19 protein-coding genes, 3 tRNA genes and 2 pseudogenes are annotated in these 24973 nt (G+C 45.0%); 9 read left to right on the top strand and 15 right to left on the bottom strand.

The window, feature by feature from the left end; all coding sequences use genetic code 11:
* Positions 1 to 26: 26 nt before the first annotated feature.
* From coaE to pilB, 4 genes and pseudogenes are all read right to left on the bottom strand, one after another.
* On the bottom strand, positions 27 to 623 hold the full coding sequence (coaE, locus tag HADU_RS02475) for a dephospho-CoA kinase (RefSeq protein WP_004810082.1): 597 nt from the start codon (positions 621 to 623) through the stop codon (positions 27 to 29).
* Between the two features lies 1 nt (position 624).
* Complete coding sequence (locus tag HADU_RS15975; RefSeq protein WP_004810080.1) at positions 625 to 1485, bottom strand: prepilin peptidase; 861 nt, start codon at positions 1483 to 1485, stop codon at positions 625 to 627.
* A pseudogene (locus HADU_RS02465) lies at positions 1485 to 2713 on the bottom strand (type II secretion system F family protein). Before HADU_RS02465 ends, HADU_RS15975 begins: the two are co-directional and overlap by 1 nt.
* A 31-nt stretch (positions 2714 to 2744) precedes the next feature.
* Entirely contained in the window at positions 2745 to 4454 is a 1710-nt protein-coding gene (pilB, locus tag HADU_RS02460; RefSeq protein ID WP_034592101.1) for a type IV-A pilus assembly ATPase PilB, read from the bottom strand.
* 282 nt (positions 4455 to 4736) lie between these two features.
* On the opposite strand from pilB, the gene tpiA reads away from it, so the two are divergent.
* The 9 genes from tpiA to HADU_RS02415 all read left to right on the top strand — a co-directional run bounded on the left by tpiA (position 4737) and on the right by HADU_RS02415 (position 11668).
* On the top strand, positions 4737 to 5528 hold the full coding sequence (gene tpiA, locus HADU_RS02455) for a triose-phosphate isomerase (RefSeq protein WP_004810075.1): 792 nt from the start codon (positions 4737 to 4739) through the stop codon (positions 5526 to 5528).
* A 13-nt stretch (positions 5529 to 5541) separates the two neighbouring features.
* Positions 5542 to 5871 (top strand): preprotein translocase subunit SecG, encoded by a 330-nt coding sequence (gene secG / locus HADU_RS02450; RefSeq protein ID WP_004810073.1) that lies wholly within the window; start codon positions 5542 to 5544, stop codon positions 5869 to 5871.
* 52 nt (positions 5872 to 5923) lie between these two features.
* Positions 5924 to 6008: transfer RNA gene (locus tag HADU_RS02445), tRNA-Leu, on the top strand.
* A gap of 52 nt (positions 6009 to 6060) precedes the next feature.
* A tRNA-Met gene (locus HADU_RS02440) sits at positions 6061 to 6137 on the top strand.
* Positions 6138 to 6199: 62 nt separating this feature from the next.
* A tRNA-Met gene (locus tag HADU_RS02435) sits at positions 6200 to 6276 on the top strand.
* A 224-nt stretch (positions 6277 to 6500) separates the two neighbouring features.
* On the top strand, positions 6501 to 7025 hold the full coding sequence (rimP, locus tag HADU_RS02430; RefSeq protein ID WP_004810072.1) for a ribosome maturation factor RimP: 525 nt from the start codon (positions 6501 to 6503) through the stop codon (positions 7023 to 7025).
* Positions 7026 to 7060: 35 nt separating this feature from the next.
* On the top strand, positions 7061 to 8545 hold the full coding sequence (nusA, locus tag HADU_RS02425) for a transcription termination factor NusA (protein WP_004810069.1): 1485 nt from the start codon (positions 7061 to 7063) through the stop codon (positions 8543 to 8545).
* A gap of 10 nt (positions 8546 to 8555) precedes the next feature.
* Positions 8556 to 11264, top strand: a complete 2709-nt coding sequence (gene infB, locus HADU_RS02420; protein ID WP_004810067.1) for a translation initiation factor IF-2 — start codon at positions 8556 to 8558, stop codon at positions 11262 to 11264.
* Positions 11264 to 11668: a ribosome-binding factor A gene (locus HADU_RS02415; RefSeq protein WP_004810065.1), complete on the top strand. Its 405-nt coding sequence runs from the start codon at positions 11264 to 11266 to the stop codon at positions 11666 to 11668. Before infB ends, HADU_RS02415 begins: the two co-directional genes overlap by 1 nt.
* Positions 11669 to 11809: 141 nt before the next feature.
* Here HADU_RS02415 and HADU_RS02410 read toward each other — a convergent pair whose 3' ends face one another.
* From HADU_RS02410 to HADU_RS02360, 11 genes and pseudogenes are all read right to left on the bottom strand, one after another.
* Complete coding sequence (locus HADU_RS02410; protein ID WP_004810062.1) at positions 11810 to 12208, bottom strand: Na+/H+ antiporter subunit G; 399 nt, start codon at positions 12206 to 12208, stop codon at positions 11810 to 11812.
* 10 nt (positions 12209 to 12218) lie between these two features.
* Positions 12219 to 12494, bottom strand: a complete 276-nt coding sequence (locus tag HADU_RS02405) for a monovalent cation/H+ antiporter subunit F (RefSeq protein WP_004810060.1) — start codon at positions 12492 to 12494, stop codon at positions 12219 to 12221.
* Complete coding sequence (locus tag HADU_RS02400; protein ID WP_008303241.1) at positions 12491 to 13024, bottom strand: Na+/H+ antiporter subunit E; 534 nt, start codon at positions 13022 to 13024, stop codon at positions 12491 to 12493. Before HADU_RS02400 ends, HADU_RS02405 begins: the two co-directional genes overlap by 4 nt.
* Before the next feature lie 2 nt (positions 13025 to 13026).
* Entirely contained in the window at positions 13027 to 14835 is a 1809-nt protein-coding gene (locus tag HADU_RS02395; RefSeq protein WP_008303239.1) for a monovalent cation/H+ antiporter subunit D, read from the bottom strand.
* Complete coding sequence (locus HADU_RS02390; RefSeq protein ID WP_008303237.1) at positions 14835 to 15200, bottom strand: Na+/H+ antiporter subunit C; 366 nt, start codon at positions 15198 to 15200, stop codon at positions 14835 to 14837. The genes HADU_RS02395 and HADU_RS02390 overlap by 1 nt, the downstream gene beginning before the upstream one ends.
* Positions 15201 to 15204: 4 nt before the next feature.
* Positions 15205 to 18042 carry a monovalent cation/H+ antiporter subunit A gene (locus HADU_RS02385; protein ID WP_034592100.1) on the bottom strand — a complete coding sequence of 946 codons (2838 nt, stop codon included), beginning with the start codon at positions 18040 to 18042 and terminating at the stop codon, positions 15205 to 15207.
* Between the two features lie 423 nt (positions 18043 to 18465).
* A pseudogene (locus HADU_RS02380) lies at positions 18466 to 19849 on the bottom strand (AAA family ATPase).
* 37 nt (positions 19850 to 19886) lie between these two features.
* On the bottom strand, positions 19887 to 21389 hold the full coding sequence (locus HADU_RS02375) for a UvrD-helicase domain-containing protein (protein WP_008303229.1): 1503 nt from the start codon (positions 21387 to 21389) through the stop codon (positions 19887 to 19889).
* A gap of 15 nt (positions 21390 to 21404) precedes the next feature.
* A complete protein-coding gene (gene hisIE / locus HADU_RS02370; RefSeq protein ID WP_004896299.1) occupies positions 21405 to 22187 on the bottom strand; it encodes a bifunctional phosphoribosyl-AMP cyclohydrolase/phosphoribosyl-ATP diphosphatase HisIE in 783 nt (260 codons plus the stop codon).
* Positions 22188 to 22404: 217 nt separating this feature from the next.
* Complete coding sequence (locus tag HADU_RS02365) at positions 22405 to 23292, bottom strand: SDR family NAD(P)-dependent oxidoreductase (protein ID WP_004810045.1); 888 nt, start codon at positions 23290 to 23292, stop codon at positions 22405 to 22407.
* A gap of 293 nt (positions 23293 to 23585) precedes the next feature.
* Positions 23586 to 24863 carry an O-acetylhomoserine aminocarboxypropyltransferase/cysteine synthase family protein gene (locus tag HADU_RS02360; protein ID WP_004810044.1) on the bottom strand — a complete coding sequence of 426 codons (1278 nt, stop codon included), beginning with the start codon at positions 24861 to 24863 and terminating at the stop codon, positions 23586 to 23588.
* Positions 24864 to 24973: the final 110 nt, after the last annotated feature.

The raw sequence follows: 24973 nt of genomic DNA, 5'->3' as shown, positions 1-24973 counted from the left end.
TCTTGATGACTGCTTTTTTTGTTAGTTCAGAGAGCTCTTTGCAAATATTGTTCATGTAGAGGCTGTAGATGCGCATATAAGTGCTCCAGATGGCCATCATTTAATACGATATCATCCGCCAGTTGCTGTTTTTGTTCACGAGGCATCTGAGCAGCAATAATGCGATGAATCTGTTCAATATTTTGATCATCACGCTGTGCAGCACGCTGGATCTGCAACTCAATCGAAGCATCAATCAGTAAGGTATGGTCGGTAAGTTCATGCTGATTGGTTTCAAACAGCAGAGGAGACACCAGAATCACATAAGGACTTTGTGCATCCTGTAATTGCTTAATAATCGATTGGCGAATTGCGGGATGAGTAATGCTTTCTAAGATTCTACGGGCATCATTGGATTGGAAAATATGTTCGCGTAAAGCACGACGGTTTAAGGTTCCATCTTTCTGTAATACCCAGTCACCAAAAGCTTGCTGAATTTGTAGCAGTGCTGGCTGACCGACTTCGACAATCTCGCGTGCCACAACATCAGCATCCACGACCACAATACCATGCTGTTCAAACCATTGACTGGCAGCAGATTTGCCGCTGCCAATACCACCTGTCAGACCTAATATAAATTTCAAATTATTGACCTAAATAGACTTTCATAATCTGCTCGCCCCACAGGAAAGCGATCCAGCCGGCAATGGCAATATAAGGACCAAAAGCAAAAGGCTGATTTTCCTTACGTACTTTTAACAGAATAATGCCAATAATTGCACCAACGAGTGATGACAATAATACAACTAGTGGCAACATTAACGGTCCCATCCAGGCACCTAAAGCAGCCAGCAATTTAAAGTCACCATAACCCATGCCTTCTTTACCAGTTACTATTTTGAACAGGTAGTACACGACCCATAAACACAGGAAGCCGATGATATAACCCCAGATGGCTGAAGTTGGTGAGGTGTAAATTGCATAGCTATTTACCCCTAAGCCTAAAGCTGCAAGCGGAAGGGTATAGCGATCTGGAAGCAGCTGGGTATCAAAGTCAATAAAGGTTAGTGCAATGAGAATATAAGTCAGCACCAGACCGAACAACATTTGTATGGTAGGACCCAATACAGCCAAAACGGTCAATGCACAAACTGCTGTTAGAATTTCAATGAATGGATAACGGGCACTAATTGGATTTTGACAGTTCGCACATTTGCCGCGAAGAGCCAGCCAGCTGATCACAGGAATATTTTGATACCAGCGAATCCGTGTATGACATTTTGGACAGGTCGACGCAGGTTTACTTAATGTGAGCTTGCTTTCATCAATGATCGGTTGATCAGGGTGTAAAAACAGCTGGCAGTCGTTACGCCATTCCTGTTCCATCATTTTAGGGGTGCGGTAAATTACGACATTCAGGAAACTACCGATACAGAGACTAAAAAGCCCGACTGCAATATAGAGCGCAGTCGGGTTTTGAGTGAAATATAAAATAAGATCTTGCATTAAACCACGGAACCCATCTGGAAAATTGGCAGGTACATTGCAATAACAAGACCACCTACAAGCACACCAAGAACGGCCATAATTAATGGTTCCATCATGGAGGTCAAACCATCAACGGCATTGTCGACTTCATTTTCATAATGGGTCGCGACTTTATCCAGCATGGCATCTAGTGCACCAGATTCTTCACCAATCGAGACCATTTGCACGGCCATAGAAGGAAACTTATTGGTAACACGCATGGCGAATTGCAGTTGTTGGCCAGTAGCAACATCCTCACGAATTTTCATGACAGCATCTTCATAAACTACATTATTTGTAGCGCCTGCAGTTGATTCCAGTGCATCAATTAATGGAACACCAGCAGCAAAAGTCGTTGCCAGAGTACGACTATAACGAGCAATAATCGCTTTATAAACCAGATCACCAAAGATAGGTGCTTTTAGTGCAGCCTTATCCAAGAAATCACGGAATTTTTTACTGCGTTTTTTTGCTTCCAGGAAAGCAGTAATGACTACACCAATCCCAATGATCAGCAGGAACCAGTATTTCTGCATCCATTCAGACATATTGACTACCATTTTTGTAAATGCTGGCAAGTCTGCACCAAATGACGAGAAGAGATCCTGGAAGACTGGAACGACTTTAACCATCAAAATAATCGTAACAATAATCGCAACAACAACCACTGTTGCTGGGTATTTCATGGCTTTTTAATTTTCTGCTTTAACAGTTCACTTTTTTCTTTATAAATCGCAACACGATCCAGCATAGTCTCTAAAGCACCCGATTGTTCACCGGATTCAACCAGCGAACAGAATAGCTTATCAAAGTATTGAGGATACTTGCGCAGTGCACCTGCAAAGGTATTTCCGCCCTCAACCTCACCTTTAATCCCGAGTACAACCTCGCGCATTGAAGGATTTTCAAGGCCTTCCGCTACAATTTCAAAGCCTTGTACGAGTGGTACACCGGCTTTCATCATGGTAGCAAGCTGACGGGTAAAAATGGTGATATCCAGTGTGGTCACTTTTTTCTTCATCAGGCCTTCAAGAATATTCTTCTTTTTTTCTCGAATACTCTTGATACTGATACCCTGCTTACGCAACGTGACCTTGGCCAAGGCGAGGTTACGTGCAGGTATTTCCCCTTTAATCTTTATACCTTTACGGTCTACCCCTTCATAGGTGAAGGTCGGCATCATTTGACCTTTTTTCACTGAAGCCATGAGTTTATCCTTATTTTATAGCAGCACCTGATCATTCGCTGGTAACACGATTGACTTCCTGAAGAGAAGTCACCCCCTGCATTACCTTTAATAACCCTGATCGGCGTAAATTGTTAAAACCTGCGCGTGCGGAAGCTTCGGCAATCTCAATTGCATTGCCATCTTCCATAATAATACGTGAAATCTCTGGTGTCACTTTCATGACTTCATAAATACCGACTCGACCTTTATACCCTTCACGACATTCGTTACATCCGACAGGTTCAAAAATATTAAATTCCGGATTCTGTAAATCATCATCGCTAAAGCCCATTTCAAGCAGGCTCTGACGTGGAATATCTGCCGGTTTTTTGCAATGTGGACAAAGGCGACGCGCCAAACGCTGAGCAATCACCAAATTCACCGAGGTGGCAATGTTAAATGATGGCACACCCATATTACGTAAACGGGTCAGGGTTTCTGGTGCGCTGTTGGTATGTAGTGTTGACATCACCATATGACCTGTTTGTGCTGCCTTGATTGCAATCTCTGCAGTTTCCAGGTCACGGATCTCACCGACCATGACAATATCAGGATCCTGGCGCAGGAATGATTTCAAGGCAGCAGAGAAGGTTAGGCCGACTTTATTATTGACGTTAACCTGGTTGATCCCTTGCAAGTTAATTTCAACTGGATCTTCAGCAGTTGAAATATTGGTGTCTTCACGATTCAGGATATTTAAACCGGTATAAAGAGATACAGTTTTACCAGAGCCTGTCGGACCGGTAATTAACAGCATACCTTGAGGCTTATCTAGTGCCTCCATAAATAAGGCTTTTTGATCAGGCTCATACCCCAAAGCATCAATACCTAGCATGGCACTCGATGGATCCAGAATACGCAGTACCAGTTTTTCCCCAAACAGGGTTGGGAGTGAGTTGACACGGAAGTCAATGGCCTTATTTTTAGAAAGTTTTAACTTGATCCGGCCATCTTGAGGCACACGCTTCTCGGAAATATCCATTTGTGACATAACTTTAAGACGTGAAGCCAGACGTGTTGCAAGCTGTAAAGGTGGCGTGGCGATTTGACGCAAGACCCCGTCGACTCGGTAACGCACACGGTACATTTTTTCATACGGTTCAAAGTGTAAATCAGATGCACCCATACGGATTGCATCAATCAGTAACTTATTAATATATTCAACAATGGGTGCTTCATCACCTTTATTGTCATTCTCATCATCTTTATTCGGGTCAGAGCTATCGATATCAACATCTAGATCAAAATCATCATCAAATTCAAAAGTGCTTTCTTCAGTAAAATTCTGCTCGATCAGTTTTTCGAGTTTATTATGTTCAACAATAATGGTTTCAATATTCAGCTTGGTCGCGAAACGGACAGCATCAATTGCTTCGATATTGGTCGGGTTACTGGTCGCGATAAACAGAATATTGCTATTTTTAAAGATCGGCAGCACGCGGTGTTTGGTAATAATCTTTTCATCAAAATCTTCGCGTACGATCAGGGCAGGATCATAAGCACTGATGTCAAATAGCGGTTCACCGAATTCAAGAGAAATCGTTTCTGCGATTTTGGTTGGCGAGAGGCGGTGATGTTCAATCAGATAGGGAACAATATCAATTTTATCTTTTTTGGCACTACTCAAAGCACCCTGCATATCTTCTGCAGATATAACCCCTTCATCGACAAGTCGACGAATAAACCCCGTAAATCTTGGAGATCCCTGAATTGCTGTCATGCTCTAATATGCCCGTGAATCAAAATTGTTTTAATTGCTTTATCAAAATTATACGTTGCTTGCGTAAAATTACCATAGCGTAAAATGCTGCCTTCTTCCCATTAATATTCAAAATACTGAATGAATCCTAAGAAGTGATCCCCATAATCTCAAGTGATAACAAAAAATGAGCAGTTTGAACAGACCTGACATTGAAAATGCCGCAAGAAAACTCTTCTTCAAATTTTCTAATTCCGTGTAGAATGTGCCCAATTAAAGATAGGTATTCAGAATAGGTTGTTTATGTCGTTGTCGACGATTACCCCATGGGTAGTGGGTAACTGGAAAATGAACCCGCTGCAGACAGATGCGCAGACATTGCTTCGTGGGGTGAAAGATTTACTTGAATCTACACCGATTTCAGCAGAAAAGTGTCATTTAGGCGTAGCACCTGTAGCAATTGCACTAACTCAGGTTGAGGCTGAAATGGCTTCTGCCGTTCGTCCGGTTTATACCGTTGCTCAGGATGTATCTCGTATTGCAGGCATGGGCGCCTATACGGGCGAAGTGAGTGCAGAACTGCTGGCAGACAGTGGTATTGGTTATGTTCTGGTAGGACACTCTGAGCGTCGTGAAATCTTTGGTGAGTCACGAGAGATTCTCAATACCAAAATCAAAAATGCTTTAAATGCAGGTTTGACTGTGATTTATTGTGTAGGTGAAAGTCTGGAACAGCGTGAAGCCGGTCAGGCGGAAGCTGTGGTATTGCAGCAAATCTGTGATATCGCGGCTGTAGTTGAAGCAGAGCAATGGAAGAATATTGTAATTGCCTATGAACCGATCTGGGCGATTGGTACTGGTAAAACTGCTTCTCCGGAAGATGCACAAGCGATGCATGCTCAGATCCGTCAAGGTCTAAAACAGATTACTGGTTATGGTGAAACCACTGCAATTCTGTATGGTGGTAGTGTTAAACCTGAAAATGCAGTAGAGTTGGCAGCCTGTCCTGATATCAATGGGGCACTGGTGGGTGGTGCATCACTCAATGCCGAGTCATTTCATAAAATTGCCCAGGCATTTGCAAATACACAATAATTAGGAGTTCAGCATGCAAACTTTTGTGCTGGTAGTACATATTATCTTAGCGATTTTGATGATTGTCTTGATTTTAGTTCAGCATGGTAAAGGTGCAGATGCTGGTGCATCTTTCGGTGGTGGCGGTGCTGCGACTGTTTTTGGTGCTTCAGGTTCAGGTAATTTCCTGACCCGTTTGACTGCAGTATTTACGGCATTGTTCTTTATTACCAGCTTGACTTTAGCGGTATTTGCCAAAAAGCAGACCACAGATGCTTATACTCTGAATAGCGTTCCAACGACTCAGACTGCACCTGCTCAATCGACTGAAACTTCACCAACTGCACCAAAAACTGGTGAATAATTTCGCCAAAGGCTTTCTTTTTGTGCATGATGCGAATAGAATGCCTGCAGCTGCGGTGGTGGTGGAATTGGTAGACACGCTACCTTGAGGTGGTAGTGCTTTCGGGCGTGGGGGTTCAAGTCCCCCCTTCCGCACCAACTTATAATCCAGAACATAAGTTGGTGTATTCAGCTAAAAAACTTCTGTTGTTGCGGGATGGAGCAGTCTGGTAGCTCGTCGGGCTCATAACCCGAAGGTCGTTGGTTCAAATCCAGCTCCCGCTACCAATCCTTTAAAGATGCAAACTTTAAAGGCAGTTCTATGAACTGAAAAGTTTTTTGTACGCTGATGCGGGATGGAGCAGTCTGGTAGCTCGTCGGGCTCATAACCCGAAGGTCGTTGGTTCAAATCCAGCTCCCGCTACCAAGTTTCTTAAAAGAGGCTCACAACTATGGTGGGCCTTTTTGCACAGTGGGATTTGAAAAAATCCGAAATTGTGCATTAATTGGGGCGATTTACGCCCTTTTTTATTGGCTATCGTGTAGTGTCGACAAAATTTGGTCATATCTCCATGTTTCACTACTACTATAGTTTGTATTGGTTTGTAGTGGTCAAATAGATCATAAAATCGCACCAGATGACGAGAGTAAATGAAGCTATCAAATAAAACTCAAGCACTTCAGGACTTGATTGCACCTGCAGTTGAAGCCTGTGATGTAGATCTTTGGGGAATTGAATTTGTTCCTCAGGGTAAACGTTCTCTATTACGTATTTATATCGACAAGCCAGTCGATCCAACTGCTGAACCGGTCATCAATGAAGACGGTGAAGTGGAGCAGGGCCGCGGAATTGGTGTGCAGGACTGCGTACGCGTCACCCAACAGGTGGGCGCGATGCTAGACGTACATGATCCGATTTCAGGTGAATATGCACTTGAAGTGTCGTCTCCAGGCTGGGACCGTCCATTCTTCCAGCTTCAGCAAATGGCAGATTATATCGGTCAGACCGTTGCCTTACGTCTGATTAGTGCGGTGGACAACCGTCGTAAATTCCAGGCAAAACTGGTTGCAGTCGACCTTGAAAATGAAATGATTCAGGTAGAAGTAGAAAAGCAGCAGGTTCTGGACATCGACAGTCACAATATCGATAAAGCAAATTTGGTCTATCAAGATTAACTAAATCAATAAGAATCTGAACGAATAGGTGACATATGGCACGTGAAATTCTTACCGTCGTTGAAACGGTTAGTAACGAAAAAGGTGTACCTCGTGAAGCAATTTTTGAAGCACTAGAACAAGCTTTAGTTGCAGCGACCAAGAAAAAGTTCTACGAAGGAACTAACTCGGAAGAAGCACGTTTACGTGTAGAAATCGATCGTAAAACTGGAGACTACCGTACTTTCCGTCAATGGGAAGTGGTTGCAGACGAAGATCATGAAATGCCAGCCTGTCAGGATGCCATCTCTGATGTTGATCCGGCAAAATGGTCAATCGGTGACATTCGTGAGCTGGAAGTTGAGTCAATCGATTTCGGTCGTATTGCTGCGCAGATTGCTAAACAGGTGATTGTACAAAAGATTCGTGAAGCAGAACGTGCACTGGTTGCTGATGCTTATGAATCTAAAGTCGGTGAGCTGATCTATGGTGAAGTGAAAAAACAAACCAAAGACGGTTTCATTATTGACTTAGGGGACAATGCTGAAGCATATCTTGCACGTGAAGAAATGATTCCGAAGGAAATCCTTCGCCCGAAACAACGCGTGAATGCGATTCTTTTCAATGTCAACCGTGAAGGTCGTGGTGCTCAGCTACAGCTTTCTCGTGCTAAACCTGAAATGCTGATCGCATTGATGAAAAAAGAGATTCCAGAAATCTCGGAAGAAATCATTGAAATCAAGGCAGCCGCACGCCAGCCAGGTGTACGTGCCAAAATCGCAGTGAAAACAAATGACCACCGTATTGATCCGGTTGGTGCTTGTATTGGTATGCGTGGTACACGTATCCAGGCAGTACAACAGGAACTCAATGGTGAGCGTATTGATGTCGTAGTATGGTCAGATGATCCTGCTCAGTACATCGCAAGCGCACTTGAACCAGCAGATGTATCCAGTATTGTTATCGATGAAGATGCACGTACTGCAGACATCATTTTCGCAACGAGTGATCAGTTGGCTCGTGCGATTGGTTCACAGGGTCAGAACGTTCGTCTGGCATCAGAACTGACTGGCTACAAGTTGGATATGATGCTGGAAGAAGAATACTACGCACGTCAACAAAGCGAAGCGCAAAAATACCTGGACATGTTTGTAACACGTCTGGATATTGCTGAAGATTTGGCTATGGCGTTGGTAGAAATGGGCTTCACCTCGCTTGAAGAAATTGCATACGTACCTGCAGAAACGTTTGATGAAATCGAACTGGATGCGGAACTGGTTGAACTACTGCAAAGCCGTGCAAAAGAAGTTGCACTTGCTGATGCATTACAACAGCAAGAAAACGTACAAGCGCCAAGTGAAGAACTTGTTGCAATGGATGGCATGACAGCAGAGATCGCGCAAGCTCTAGCAGCTCGTGGTGTGGTAACAGTGGATGACCTTGCAGATCAGGCAACTGACGATATCGCAGATATTGAAGGTTTAGGCGCTGAAAAAGCGGGTCAGCTCATTATGAAAGCGCGCGAATCATGGTTTAACTAGGAGGTAGTATATGACGGACAAGTCGATTAAAGAGTTAGCCCTCAAATTGGGTCGCCCAGTTGAGAAGCTCCTGGAACAGGTTCGTGAGGCAGGTTTACCACAGCGCAAATCTGACGAAATTATTACCGCCGAACAACAAGATCACCTGATGAGCCATGTGAAAAAATCACAAGGTTCGGATGGTCATGCAGGACAAATCACGTTGAAACGTAAAACGACCAGTACGGCTAAAGTAGCCAGTACTTCGGGTAAGGCAAAAACCATTAATGTAGAAGTTCGCAAGAAACATACATTTACTAAGCCTGATCCAGAACAGATCAAAGCAGAAGCACTGGCAAAAGCGCAAGCTGAACAGCAAGCAAAAGCTGAAGCTGAGCAAAAAACAGCAGCGCCGAAGCCAGCTGACGCACCAAAACCAGGTGCAAACAATGCCAGCAAAGCATTAGAAGCAATGCGTGCTGCTGCGAAACAAACCAGCGACAAGCAGGAAGTTTCTAAAGCGGCTGTAGTTGTAAAACGCAAATCTACAAACAAACCAATTGTGAAGCAGGTTGTTAAACCGACTGAAACTGCTGAACAGAAAAAAGCACGTGAAGCGCAAGCAGCACAACTCAAAGCTGTTGAAGAAGCTGCACGTCGTAAGGCTGCTGAAGAAGCGCAACAACGTACGCTTGAACAAATGCGTCAAATGGCGTCTAAGTACACAGCGGAAGATACAACAGCAACGATTCGTGTTGTTGATGATTCTCCTCTTGCTGCTGGTCTGGTTGGTCAAGCATACGAAGACTCTTTCGCAAAAGAAGACCGTGAAATTAAACGTGGTACGAACACGAATAATACTCGCTCATCTAAGAAAGGCGGTCGTCGTGGTGAAGAGCAATCTTTCCGTGATAACTCACATAAACGTGGTCTGAAAACAAGTCAATCGAACAAACATGGCTTCGAAAAACCTGTTAAGAAACAAGTTTATGATGTTGAAATCGGTGAAACGATTGTTGTTGCTGACCTGGCTGCGAAAATGGCAGTTAAAGTTCGTGAAGTTATCAAATCACTGATGAAAATGGGTGAACTGGTTACTCAGAACCAGGCGATTGACCAGGAAGTTGCTGCGCTGATCGTTGAAGAAATGGGCCATAATCCGGTACTGGTTTCTGAAACTGCAGCAGAAGATACGCTGATGGAGCAAGCTGAAGAGGCGCGTGGTGTGCAATCTACACGTGCACCTGTTGTTACTATCATGGGTCACGTTGACCATGGTAAAACATCGCTGCTTGACCGTATTCGTCGTGCCAAAGTGGCTGCGGGTGAAGCGGGTGGTATTACACAGCATATCGGTGCCTACCACGTAACAACTGATAAAGGCATCATCACTTTCTTGGATACTCCGGGACACGCAGCATTTACAGCAATGCGTTCACGTGGTGCGAAAGCGACTGATATCGTGGTGTTAGTTGTGGCGGCAGATGATGGTGTAATGCCACAAACTGCTGAAGCAATTGACCATGCGCGTGCTGCGGGTACGCCAATCATCGTGGCGATCAACAAAATGGATAAAGAATCTGCTGATCCAGATCGCGTATTGAATGAATTGACGACCAAAGAAATCGTGCCTGAACAGTGGGGCGGTGACGTTCCTGTGGCCATGGTTTCTGCGCACACTGGTGCCGGTATCGACGAGCTTCTTGATCTGATTTTAATTCAGGCTGAACTTCTAGAGCTTAAAGCTTCTGAAGAAGGTGCTGCACAAGGTGTGGTTATTGAAGCACGTGTTGATAACTCTCGTGGTGCAGTAACGTCAATCCTTGTACAAAACGGTACCTTGAAAGTAGGTGATCTTGTTCTTGCAGGTTCATCATACGGCCGCGTTCGTGCCATGACAGATGAAAACGGTAAACGTATTCAATCTGCAGGTCCTTCGATTCCAGTGGAAATCTTGGGTCTTCCAGAAGCGCCAATGGCAGGTGACGAAGTTCTTGTTGTGAATGACGAGAAAAAAGCACGTGAAGTTGCTGATGCGCGTATGGATCGTGAACGTCAAAAACGTCTTGAGCGTCAATCTGCAATGCGTCTTGAGAACATCATGGCATCAATGGGCAAGAAAGATGTGCCGATTGTGAATGTGGTTCTGAAAACTGATGTACGTGGTACATTGGAAGCATTACACGTTGCGCTTGCTGACCTGGCAACCGACGAAGTTAAAGTACGTATTATTGGTTCAGGTGTAGGTGCAATCACCGAGTCTGACGTAACACTTGCTGAATCTTCTGAAGCTGTACTTCTAGGCTTTAACGTCCGTGCCGACAACACTGCCCGTCAAAAAGCAGATGCTGACAGTATCGATATCCGTTACTACTCAGTAATCTACCAATTGATCGACGATGTGAAAGCAGCCATGAGCGGTAAGCTTGCACCTGAACACCGTGAAACAATTCTTGGTGTTGCGCAAGTACGTGAAGTATTCCACTCTAGTAAATTTGGTGCAGCTGCGGGCTGTATGGTACTTGAGGGTACTTTACACCGTAACAAACCGATTCGCGTATTACGTGATGACGTAGTTGTGTTCCAGGGTGAACTTGAATCTCTACGTCGCTATAAAGAAGTGGTTGAAGAAGTTCGTGCCGGTATGGAATGTGGTCTTGCAGTGAAAGGCTATAAAGACATCAAACCTCTCGACAAGATCGAAGTGTATGATGTTCAACTGATTAAACGGAGTCTTTAATGGCGGGTAGTCAGCGTCTTAAGCGTATGGCTGATACAGTTCAGAGAGAACTCTCTGAACTGATTCGTCAGGAGCTTAAAGATCCACGTCTGGGTGGTCTAGTGACCATCTCGGCGGTGAAAGTCAGCCCTGATTTAGGCTATGCTGAAGTTTATGTGACTGTAATGGGTCGTGAACTGGGTGATGAGCAAAGTGAAGCGGCAAATAAAGAAACGCTGGATGTGTTAAACAAAGCGTCTGGTTTCTTGCGCCACGAACTAAGCCGTCGGATCAAGACACGTATTACGCCACGTCTGCGTTTCCATTACGACAAAACCAATGCATATGGTAACTATATGTTTGGTCTGATTGCTGAAGCTGTGAAGGATTTACCTCCAGCTGAAGACAAGAAAGATGAAGAATAAACACTGATCAAGTGTAATAAAAAAGCCACCTTCGGGTGGCTCTTTTATTGGGCATGAGGAATAAAGAAAAAGGAGTTTCGCTTATTTATATCCTCTTTTTATTTTTCCCAAAAGGAAAATAGAGGGAAATGAAAGCGCTTACTATTTTAAATCATCATCGCAGTTCTTCTTTTCAAAGAAAGCACGACGACGGGTTTTCTGCCAGGGCAGGGGACGTTCCAGTGCTTCCGGTACTTCACCACTCATTGAGCGCAAACGTAAGTGCAGTGCTGCCTGAGCCATCAGATTGGCCGAAACGGGTGCTGTAATAAAGGCAAACAGGGTAATCAGTACTTCAGCAAAACCAAAACGACCAAAGCTTGCAGAATAGATCATCGCAGCAATCAGGAAGCTACCGAGGCCCAAGGTACTGGACTTGGTCGGTGCATGCAGGCGCATAAACAGGTCGGGTAATCGAACCATACCAATCCCGCCGACCAGCATAAAGAATGAACCGATCAGCAGGAAAATCGAGATCAGAATTTCTAGGTATAATTGCATCTGAGAACTCCTAATCGATCACATGGCCAGTGGTAAAGTAACGTGCCAGCGCAGCCGTAGAGACGAAACCTAACATTGCCACGAGTAAAGCACCTTCAAACATAAAGGTACTGGCCCAGTAAATACCGAGGATGACGACCAGACAGGTAGCATTCAGGAACAGAGTATCCAGAGCCAATAGTCGGTCCACAATTGAGGGTCCTATGACCAGACGTGCCAGACACAGGAACATGGAAATGGTCACGGCACCCAGACAAATCAGTAAGGCATAAGGCAAAATCGTCATGCATTTTCTCCAGTCTGAGCGCTAAAAATCTCAATCAGTGGACGTTCATAGCGCTGTTTGATAACTTCAATCTCAGCAGCTTCATCGTCGGTACTTAAGGCATGCACCAGAATATCGCCACGATCTTGGTCGATACCGGCAGTGACCGTGCCCGGTGTGGTGGTAATGATCATCGCCAGAATACTGTTGACCTGTTCGTGTTGTGTTTCGAGAGGGACACGGAACCATTTTGGCTGCATGCGATCTGTCGGGCCAAGTACCAGTTTAGCCACAAGAATATTAGAAATCATAATATCCCAGACCACCACAAAGAATAGGCGACTGGCTGCAGTCCAGTTGATGTCTGGTGTACGCGTGATAAAGGGCTGGATCAATTTAGGAATTAATAGTGCCAAAACCAGTGCCATCAACAGATTTCCTGCAGAAACACTATGCGCCAACATCAGCCAACTCAGTGCCACCAATACAGATACAAATGGATGGGGCAGCAGGTTGTCCCAAAACGAAGTTTTCGATGTCGTTTTTTGCATGTTTAGGGCTCCGCAGGTTTGAGTTGAGTATCGCTAGGTTGCTGCGCTTGCTCACGATTTTGCTGTTGAATTTGACGTTGTTTATAGTCAGAAATATGTTCACCTTCCAAGGTATTTGGATGAATCACGTATGGAATTAAATGTGCATTGGCATCGATTGCTTCGCCACCGTACTTGGTTTCAGGTAAGTACAATGGATCATAAGGTTGTACGCTAATCACATTTCCAGTACGGTCTTTTTTCAGAATCAATGCTTCATAGGCCGCATTATGTTGAATTTGCTGTGCAGTATTCAGCATATATTGTTGAATTGGATTGGCAAATACCACGTACAACACTAAACCCGTCAGGAGCAAATAAATGACACGGTCATTGCGGGGCGGAGCAATTGCAGGCAATGTCTGATATTCATCATAGGCTTTAGTTTGTATATCATCTTCAGGTTTGGTCGCGCGCCAAAATAAAATAAAGCCGACACGGGTGAACGCAATAATACTGAGCAAGCTGACCAAGAGAATGATGCCAATAATCCAGCCTTGATGTGCCATATTGGCAGTAGCTTGTAAAATAAAGACCTTGCCCAAAAAGCCACTAAACGGTGGTAAGCCCGCCATCATTAAGGCAATCATGAAGTACGTGATAGCCAGTACTTTATGTTGCTTCATTTGCGGGGCAATGTTGAAGTGATCTTTAAATGCGCCACGTTGAGAGGTAATCCAACCGCACAGCAAATAGAAAGCCGCTGCAATTAAGGTACTGTGTACCAAGTAATACAGTGCAGCTGACCATGCCTGTGTGTTCAGCATTGAAATAGCAATCAGGATGGTACCAATTGAAGACAGCATCATAAAACCGACAAAGCGACGTAAGCGCTCTGCACCAATCGCGCCAATGACCCCATACAGTGAGGTAATCAGACCAATCGGCAATAACCAGTCTTGTAGGATTTTATGGCTCAGTTCATCATCAAATACGGTTCCATTGACCCGTAAAATCGCATACACACCGACTTTGGTCATGATGGTGAACAAGGCTGCCACAGGAGTTGTTGCCACGGCATAGGTTTTAGGTAGCCAAAAACCGACAGGAAGCATGGCAGCTTTAATACCAAACACCACAAATAACAGTAAGCCACCTGCCACCGCAATTTTATGTGCATCAGCATCGAGTAGGGGAATCAGACGCGCCACATCGGTCATGTTTAAACTGCCGACACTGCCGTAAATCATTCCTAAGCCAATCAGAAACAGGGCAGAGGCTAATAGGTTGATGGTGACGTAATGAATCCCGAGTTGAAAACGTGCTTTGCCTTGACCGTGCAATAACAACACATAAGAAGCGAGGAGTAATACCTCAAAGAATACGAACAGGTTAAATAAGTCACCTGTGAGGAATGCACCGCAAAGTCCCATGAGCAGGAAATGCACCATGGTGTGAAAATAGCGACCACGCTCATCCCATTCTTTGCTGGAAAACCAGAGCAATGGCAAGGCAAGTGAATAAGTCAGTACCAACATGAGGGCAGACAATTGATCTAGCACCAAAACAATGCCAAATGGTGCGGCCCATTCGCTCAAATTATAAATAATAATTTGTCCGCTGCTGACTTGAATTAAATAGCTGATCGCAGTGATTAAACCGAGCGTGGCAGAGATCAGACTAATGCCACGACGCCATGGCTGACGCCAGTCACGTGAGAGTGAACCAAAGCCCGGATTACCTAATAGCACCAAAATAAATGCGGTAAAGGTTGGAATTAAGATGCTAAAGATAGGTGAATGCTGTAGCCAAAATTGGAGGAAATCAGTCATTATGGCTCATCCTCGCGTGGGTCAAGCAGTGGATATTCTTCTTTGGCATCAACGTGGTCTGTCCCTGTTTCATAACGGCTACGCAGCGCCAATTGCACAATAAATGCAGTGGTGGCAAAGCCAATCACAATTGCAGTTAACACCAAGGCTTGCGGTAATGGGTCAGAGACTTTCGCGGCTTCAGTCAAAATTGCAGGCGCATTGATCTGAATACGCCCCATGGCAAATAGAAACAGGTTGACGGCATAACCGATCATTGCCAGACCCAATACTACAGGGAAGGTACGGGCTCGCAGGATTAGGTAGATCCCGGTTGATGTCAGGAGTCCAATTGCAGAGACCAATAAAAATTCTAGACTGATCATTGCATTATCCTCTTGGTACCGGGCCAGTCATAGACGAGTGACGTGAATCCCCAAGCACAGAAATCATTAACATGGTCGCGCCGACCACGGTGACATAAACCCCGACGTCGAACAGCGCTGCAGAAGCCAGATGCATATCGCCGAGTATTGGGGGATGGACATAAATATGCGCACTGGTCAGGAATGGACGTGACCAGAACCAGGCAGCAACACCAGTTAGGCCAGCAAACATCAAACCGCTACCAATCCAGATTTCATAGAGACGACCAGATTTAGCACCAAGCATTTTTTCTGCATGATCCTGACCGATGGCAATGTACTGAATAATCAAGGCTAAAGAAGTCACCAGGCCTGCGATAAAACCGCCGCCAGGCTGATTATGGCCGCGCAAGAAAATATACAGACTGATCACAAGGGCGATAGGTAAAATCCATGAGGCGGTAATACGCAGCATCAACGGTGAAGGATTAAAGCGGTAGGTTAAACCTTGCGTCATGATAGTGCCGTGCGCACGCATACCATCCATTAAACAGAGCGTACCAATCGCGGCAATGCCCAAGACGGCAATTTCACCAAAGGTATCGAAAACACGGAAGTCTACCAAAATGACGTTGACCACGTTGGTTCCGCCACCGAGAGGAATGGATTGCTGATTAAAGAACCATGAAATTGAATTATGGTCGCGGGTTATCACCAGCCATGCAATCCAGCCGATACCAATGCCGCCACCAATCGCAATCAAGGCATCTCGCCAGCGACGTGAGCGGCTTGATTCATAAGGGGTTAATTGTGGGAGCAGGGAGAGACTCATCAGCAATAAAACAGTGGTGACGACATCAACCGTGATTTGGGTTTGTGCCAAGTCAGGTGCAGACAGTCCGACAAATATCATGGTGACAACCAAGCCAACTGCACCGCTAATTAAGACAGCTTTGATGCGCTCATGGTGGAACCACAGCATCATCCAACAGGCAGAGAACAGCAATAACCATAAAACAATGGCAATTATAGGTGCATGTGTGAGTTCGCGTGTACCAGTTGTTAAGCCCTGATTGAATAATGGTAGGGCGACTATGAATACTGTAAAGACAATGATCCACACCAAATAGCTTTGCAGTGAACCATTTTCAGTTTTACGTTTAATTTTGCGAGAAACTTGTAGTAAATGTTTTAAGAATAATTGAAACAGCAGTTTGCCTTGGAATTGACCTAAATGTGGATCGAGGTCAATTTCACGGATTTTTCCACCTTTGGCGAGCGAGAAATAGAAGATGATCCCGCCAAGCAAAGCAATTGCACTCATTAGCAAGGGAAGGTTAAAGCCATGCCAAATTGCCAAATGTGTGCCTTCAAACTGTAACAGTTGGGTACTGGCACGAGTTGTGCTATTGACAATATGCTCGACCAATAAGGCAGGCATCAAGCCGACTAAAATACATAAAACCGCCAATAAAGTTGCGGGTGCACGCATGCCAAACGGGGGTTCGTGAGCTTCTTTATTGGGTACATTTTTACCAATAGGACCGTCAAAGAAAACGCCGTGGACCAAACGAATCGAATAGGCTACCGCGAAAATACCGGCTAAAGTCGCCACAATGGCAGAGCCAATCATCACTGGACCACTTAGGTTGGCCAGCAGTTCAGTAAAGAACATTTCCTTGGACAGGAAGCCATTCGTTAATGGGACACCTGCCATTGAGGCAGCAGTGATCATGGTAAGTGTTGCAGTAAAAGGCAGTAATTGCCACAAGCCGGACAACTTGCGTAAGTCGCGTGTACCCGATTCATGGTCAATAATGCCGGCAATCATAAACAGTGCAGCTTTAAAGGTTGCATGGTTAATGATATGGAAAATTGCAGCAGCCACCGCGAGTGGTGAACCAATTCCCAGCAGACACATGATCAGGCCAAGATGACTGATGGTTGAATAGGCCAGCAAGCCTTTCAGGTCTTCCTTAAAGATGGCAAAAAAGGCTGCCATGCACAGGGTAAATAGACCGATAAAGGTAACAATATTATGAAAAAGTGCCGCGCCAGCAAAAATTGGCAGCAAGCGTGCCACCAGAAATAAGCCCGCTTTTACCATCGTGGCAGAATGCAGATAAGCAGATACCGGTGTCGGTGCTGCCATGGCATTTGGCAGCCAGAAATGGAAAGGAAACTGCGCACTTTTGGTAAAGGCACCAAGCAAAATCAGCAGCAGGGTGGGTACAAACACGCTATGCGATTGGATCAGCTCGGTCATACCAATGATCTGATCAATCTGATAAGTTCCTGTGATCTCGCCCAGTAAAACGAAACCACCGAGCATTGCTAGACCACCCATGCCAGTAATGGTCAACGCCATGCGTGAGCCACGTTGGGCCACTTCATAATTGCTCCAGTAACCAACCAGTAAGAACGAGGAGATACTGGTTAGTTCCCAGAAAATTAATAAAATAATCAGGTTATTCGACAAGGAAATGCCGAGCATGGCTGCCATGAACAGCATCAGCAGGATATAAAGTTTGCTGAGCGAGTTCTTCGGACTTAAATAATAGTAGGCATAAATAAAAATCAGGGTGCCGATGCCACTGATCAGCAGAGCAAATAATAGCCCCAGAGAATCCAGGCGGAAACCGAAATCAATACCAAGTTGAGGCAGCCATGACCAGCTTTCGCTAATGACTGCACCATCTAGCACCGCAGGCGCCTGGCTGAGTAATAATGCAAAACTGCTGAGGCTGACACCAATGGCCCCTAAGGCCGTTACCCCGCGCGAAAATCTTTTCAGCCACGAGACAAGGGTTGTGCCTAATACTAACGGTAACAATATAATAATCGGCAGCACACTCGTATCCATTGTCGTGAATTAGGTCGTCATGAACCTAGGGTGAATCTTTATCTTTCAAGGATTACAGGAATGCAAGGAGCAGCCCAAATTTCTCAATCTTGAAAGCCAAATCGTATTCAAAGAATAAAAACAGTTGTATTGCGCAACTTATAAACGATAGCAAATTCAGATTTTACAATGAAAAATGCAAGTAATTCCGATCATATTACAGGATAACAACAACATCAATCTTTTTGTGTACGACTTAACAATTATACGATGACCCCATGAAAGCATGGGGCGCATGCTTGAGCACATCGACCGGATTGAACTGAAAATAAAGATCAAACTTGAAGAGTCTATTGAAAAAAATGGACAGTCTTGAAGACCTGCCTCGATGAGGAGGCATTCAGAAAAATTAAATCAGGTTAATTCAAGAGCCAGCTTATTCGCTTAAAACGGAATTTGGGGAATTTTCCGGTCATTCTGATTCAGTAAACGTAGCAACTCCTGTTGCTGCTCTTCATTCAATGTTTGCTGAATCAGTTGCAAGATTGAAAGTGGCGTTACTTGTTCAAGCTCGGGCTCGAGCAGCACGATTTCCTCAGTATTCAGGGTTTCTTGACCCAGGCCTAAATTCGCATAGAGTTGATCATATTGCGCTGGGATTGTATCAACTTGAACTGGATAGAGTTGTTTATCTTCAAGACACACACATTGAAAATCTGCTGCCTGTTCCAGTAACTCAGGACGGTTACCAGTCACAATGATTTGCAGTTCAGGAAAGGCTTGATGCAGACGAGACAGAATGACTGCTGCCATGTCCTGATCCAGCTGATGATCAATCGCATCAATCAGTAGAATGCCACTGCCTTCCTTGCATGGAAACAGGCTTTTCGGATTGAGCAGACACAGGCGACGTACAATATCTCCGACTAAGGCAATCCAGTTACGGATGCTATTCGGTAATTGCTGTAAAGTCTGGGTTTGTCCTTTGTAGCTCACCATCAGCTGCATTTTAGGTTGGTACTGCAAATAGAGATTGCTGACTTCAGGCAGAACGATCGACAAAGCTTCACGCAGGCTATTTAAACTCGGAGTATTCACCTGGATCTGGGCATGTTCAATATGCTTGACCAGTTCATCCATATTGTGTTTTTTATCCTGCTGCGAAGCGCGGCTCAGGATTTGCTCCAGAATCTGCGCACTTTGCGCATTTTCAATGTCGCTGATTTCCCGGAACCATTCAAAAAAACGGGTAAAAGTCGTGAAGGGAATAGCTGCAATTTCATAGGCATACACCGTTTGTAAAATCGCCGGATTGTTTTTACTGAGCAGATTGATTTCATTGACAAAAACGCTCAGCCGGATAATAGGCAATCAGCGGTAAGCCCAGCATTGGATCTTTGGCGAGGGCTTTCTGATACAACGTGACCATCGCTTCGAGTTGCGATGTATCTACCTTACTCAGTCCCACACCCTGACTATTTAAAGTTTTATAAAGCTGCCAGCTACACTGCTGGGTAGAAGATTGCTGTTGATCGCTACTTTCTGCAAAAGAGCCAATTTCTTCAGGAAAACGGACCTGAATATTGATCTTGGATTGCAGACGATGTTGCATGATGTCCTGATCCAGCATCACCATGCCGGCAGTACGCAGGTCGCGATAGCGCGCAGCGAACCAGGTCAGTGCCTGATAGGTGCTACGCAGCAGCGCCGTTTTACCAGAACCCTGATCACCGAGAATTAAGGTAACGGGCAGTTTATGATATTTAAAATCAAGCTGGATATCAGAAAAGTGCAGGGTATGTTTGAGTTGTATGGATTCGACTTGCATAGACCACCTGTATCGTGATGCCTACATCCATGCTGTACTAGCCTGCTGCCTGCCGTAATGATAGAGGCATTTTAATTTTTAGCTGCTGAATCAGGTCATAAATGTGGTGAATATTTAAGCTTACTTTAGCACGTGTACAGGCTACGTAAAGCAGTCTTAACTCTTCATCACTAATCTTGTGATCTTTTTCATTTAATTTAAACTGGTAGTCATCTTCAATATGGACCCGGTCCCATTCCAGACCTTTAGCCTTGTGGGCGGTGGAGATGATGTAGTGGGCCTGTCCGATTGGCGTGATCTTGGCCAGCGCAGTTTTTAGCGGATCAGTCCCATGCTCATCGACCAGTTTCACCAAAGGTTTAATGTCACTGCCTTCATTGGTCTCGCAATATTCATGTACATCATGCCAGGAGTTAAACCAGGCCAGTTCAGGCACATCCACCACACGTTTGCCCTGTTTCAGCATGGCAGCCGCTTCGACAAAACGGTTCAGCTTGACATGATCGGCCTGCAAACTGACCTTTTCACCACGCACAAGTCCAGCAAGCAGCAGTTCCATGGCTCGGGCATTGGTACGGCATAAAATCGCATCACGCATTTTGGTATGTGGTTTATTCACTACTTTAGAGTTCAGATGCGGATTACCGAGTAAGGGCACGGTTTCATTCAAGGCTCCCAAAATTGCATTGGCATTCAGGGCAATTTCAGGACCAAAACGGAATGAGGTAGTTAGGCGGGATTCTGGTAATGGCAGTTGCTGCATGGCATTGACTGCACCACGCCAGGCATAAATCTGCTGATGCGCATCCCCGACATAGATCACCTGGGTGCTGCGCTGTTTTAGCAAAATACCCAACATCAGGGGGTCAGCATCCTGAGCTTCATCAAAAAGTACATAATCCGCTGGAATATTCGGTTCTGATAATGCCCAGAGTTTCAGATAAATATCATGTCCGATTCCGGCCTGATGATTCGGATCAATCGATTCCAGCCAGCGACGCTCAACCGCAGGATAGAGTTTCTTTTGCAGGGCTTCGACATCGTCCGGATGTAACCAGCTTGGTGCCTGAATATGCCGTGGAGCAGGGTATTGTGAACTGGTTGAACAGAAATAACCGACCGCATTCGCGACCAGACTGGCCAGACGCGAAGGCATCATGACATATTTTTCATAACGGCCACCCATCATGCGGCGCAGGGTCATCGGCTCAAGGCGATATTCCTTGGCAATGAAGCTTGGACTGAGACGGGGCAGGCGCATTTTATCCGTGACTCCACGTGGAACACTGCGATAGGCCAGTGAGTGGAAAGTCCGGCAGTCCACACCACGATGGAACTTATTTTGTGCTTCCGCAGCAATGGATTTGTTAAATGCCAGATACATGCCACGCCGCTGCGGCATGGCATCGCTGATCATTTGTAAAGTTGTGGTTTTACCTGTGCCGGCATAGGCAATCACTTTAAAAGATTTGCCCAGACGTGCGTTATCAATGGCAGTGGCCTGCTCATAGGTTGCGGTCGGTTTAATTGGCTCAGACACAGTTAAATTGAAAACTTAGTGTGAACGGTTGGCTTTTTCAACCAGACCAGATAAGCCCTGACGACGTGCCAGTTCATTTAAAACCAGTTGTGGATCAAGGTCGAAATAGCCCAGCATCACGATAGTATGGAACCACAGATCTGCCACCTCATAGATCAGGTCATTTTTATTGTCTTCGGTTGCTTCAGCTTTAAAGTCTTTGGCAGCAATCACAGTTTCAAAGCTTTCTTCACCGACTTTTTCCAGAATTTTGTTTAAGCCTTTGTGATAGAGCTTGGCAACATAAGATGAATCGGGATCAGCCTGCTTACGTTCAGCCATCATCTGACCCAGATAAGACAAGACCTCAACCTGTTCTGATTGGGCATTAGATGCATTCATCGCCATGGTATGCGGGTTTGCAGATTTTTCACCATAGATCGCTGCAGGATCTTTAATTTGTACATCGACAATTTCCCAGCCATTCGGCGTCAGTTTGCGATAGAAACAAGATTCACGACCAGTATGACAGGCAATCCCACCATGCTGTTCGATTTGCAGCACAATCACGTCAGCATCACAGTCCAGACGGATTTCATGCACCGTCTGAAAATGACCTGATTCTTCACCCTTATGCCATAACTTATTGCGGGAACGAGAGAAATACACGGCCTGATTCTTTTCTGCAGTCAGCGCCAGTGCTTCACGATTCATCCACGCCACCATCAATACACGACCGGTTTGATGATGCTGGGCAATGGCAGGTACAAGTCCTTGTTCGTTAAATTTTACTTCATCGAGCCATTGCAGGTTATTCATAAGGGTGTCCATCTGTTGAATCAATATCTAAATGTTTAATACATGCGGATCAAATATCCGTCCGATAGTGTACGTGATCTGAGATCATTTGCGGCAAAAATCTGCATCTGAAATGACAGGATCTGTCGTGATAATTCAGGGTATCTTGATTGTTAGCCGATCAAAATAATAAAGCCGCCAGCAGGCGGCTTTGTTCAAAGTGCATTTTCGCCTGAACTTACCAGTGCTCACCCGGGAAGATACGTGCATATGCTTTCTGTACCCAGTTCAGCTTCTGTGGCTGACCTACAGAGGCAGATGAACTTGGGAACAGGTTGTAGCCGATTGACATCAGTTTATTGTTAATGTCTGGTGCAATTGCATAAGTAATTGAAGCTAGACGGCCCAAACCGGTAGCAACTTTTTTCGGTCGTTTCACAATTGCATGTGCAATCAGATCAGATGCTTCTTCAGGAGAAAGCGTCGGAACATATTTATAGATCTTGGTCGGTGCAATCATTGGCGTACGTACCAATGGCATATAGATAGAAGTAATTGCGATCTTATGTGAATTGACTTCTGCAGACAGACAGCGACTAAATGCATCCAAGGCTGCTTTCGATGCCACATAAGCAGAGAAGCGGGTCGCATTTGCCAATACCCCAATCGAACTGATGTTGATGATGTGACCCTGACGACGAATCATCATATGTGGCAGGATGTTCATCACCAGACGCACAGCACCGAAATAGTTCAGCTGCATGGTACGTTCAAAATCGTGGAAGCGGTCTACAGATTCATGTACCGCACGACGGATCGAGCGACCGGCATTGTTAATCAGAATATCAATGTGATCAACAGAAGCCAGAATCTGTTTGGATACTTCATCAATGGCGTCCAGATTATTCAGGTCACACGGAAAAACTGTTGCCATGCCGCCTTTTGCTTCAATTTCTTCTTTTACCTGGTCCAGAGTCTCTTTGGTACGTGCTACTAGCAGGACATGTGCACCTGCATCTGCCAGACGGTGTGCTGCTGTCAGGCCAATACCGCTGGATGCACCCGTAATGAGGATAGTTTTGCCTTGAACTCGTTTCAGTAGATGTTTCTGTAGTCTGGATTTCACGTTTGTTCTTCCTGAAATATGCTGTAGGTTTACGTTTTTTCTTATTTGGTTTGTACGTAGGTATGCACGGAAGTTCGTACACAATGAAGTCTGTATATGATAACGAATTATGCAGGAAAATCCAGAGATTAAGTTGTTGAAAATAAGGAAAATTTTAGAGTAATTGCTCTATTTTTAAACTACGTTTCAATTAATTTTTATTGTGATCTAACCATAAGATAAAGCTCATGAAAAGTAAAGCCAGATAAAAAACTCCATCAGAAATGATGGAGTTTTTTGCTTTAAAAGAAGGCTTAAACGGCTGCGAGTGACTGTTCCAGATCAGCAATCAGGTCATCAATGTGTTCAATCCCGATAGAAAGACGAACCATATCTTCACTCACGCCAGCCGATTTAAGTTCTTCTGGATTAAGCTGGCGATGAGTCGTAGTGGCCGGATGACAGGCCAGACTCTTGGCATCCCCAATATTGACCAGACGGGTGAACAGCTGCAGGGCATCAATAAAACGAGCACCGCCTTCACGACCACCTTCAACACCAAAGGTTAAGATTGCAGACGGTTTCCCTTTCACATATTTCTGCGCCAAAGCATGCTGAGGATGATCTTTCAGACCAGCGTAATTGACCCATTTTACTTTTGGATGCTGCTGCAAATATTCCGCAACTTTAAGTGCATTTTCAGTATGACGTTCCATACGTAGACTTAAAGTTTCCAGTCCTTGCAAAATCAGGAATACATTTTGCGGGCTGATTGCTGCACCAGTATTGCGAAGTGGTACCACACGGGCACGGGCAATATAGGCTGCTTCACCTAAAGCTTCGACATAGTTGACACCGTGGTAGCTTGGGTCAGGTGTATTCAGGGTAGAGAAGCGTGCTGCATGTTTGCCCCATGGAAACTTGCCGCTATCGACAATAATGCCGCCAATCGAATTGCCATGCCCGCCAATATATTTGGTCAGTGAGTGCACTACGATATCGGCACCGAAATCAAAAGACTTTTGCAAGACGGGAGTTGCTACAGTGTTGTCGACAATCACGGGTACGCCGTATTCATGCGCAATCTTTGAAATCGCTTCTAAGTCGATAATATTGCCGAGTGGGTTACCAATTGATTCCACAAAAACCAGTTTGGTTTTGTCGTCAATCAGACCACGCAGTGCTTCCGGGTTTTGGTAGTCAAAGAAGCGGACTTCAATGCCTTGCTTTGGCAGAGTATGTGCAAACAGGTTATAGGTGCCACCATATAAAGTAGACACTGAAGCAATATTGTCCCCAGCTTCAGCAATGGTCTGAATCGCGTAAGTAATGGCGGCCATACCGGATGCTAATGCCAGTGCGCCAATACCACCTTCTAGCGCAGCAATACGCTGTTCTAACACTGCTGTGGTCGGATTCATGATACGGGTATAAATATTGCCTTGGACTTTCAGGTCAAACAGGTCTGCGCCATGCTGGGTATTGTCAAAGGCATAAGAGGTGGTCTGATAAATTGGCACCGCGACAGCTTTGGTGGTGGGTTCCGGGCTATAACCTGCGTGAATTGCTAAAGTTTCTGCTTTATAAGTCATGATCGTTAGTCTTCTTTGTGTTTTGCTTTAATAAAATTGCTCAAATATTAGCACTTGAAATATGAAGAAAAGTGCATATTTATTCAGATGAATATCTTAATTCACGATAT

Source organism: Acinetobacter sp. HA (assembly GCF_000264725.1).
GTDB lineage: Bacteria > Pseudomonadota > Gammaproteobacteria > Pseudomonadales > Moraxellaceae > Acinetobacter > Acinetobacter schindleri.
The sequence above is the reverse complement of the archived record's forward strand: the minus strand, read 5'-3'. Positions and strand labels throughout refer to the sequence as shown.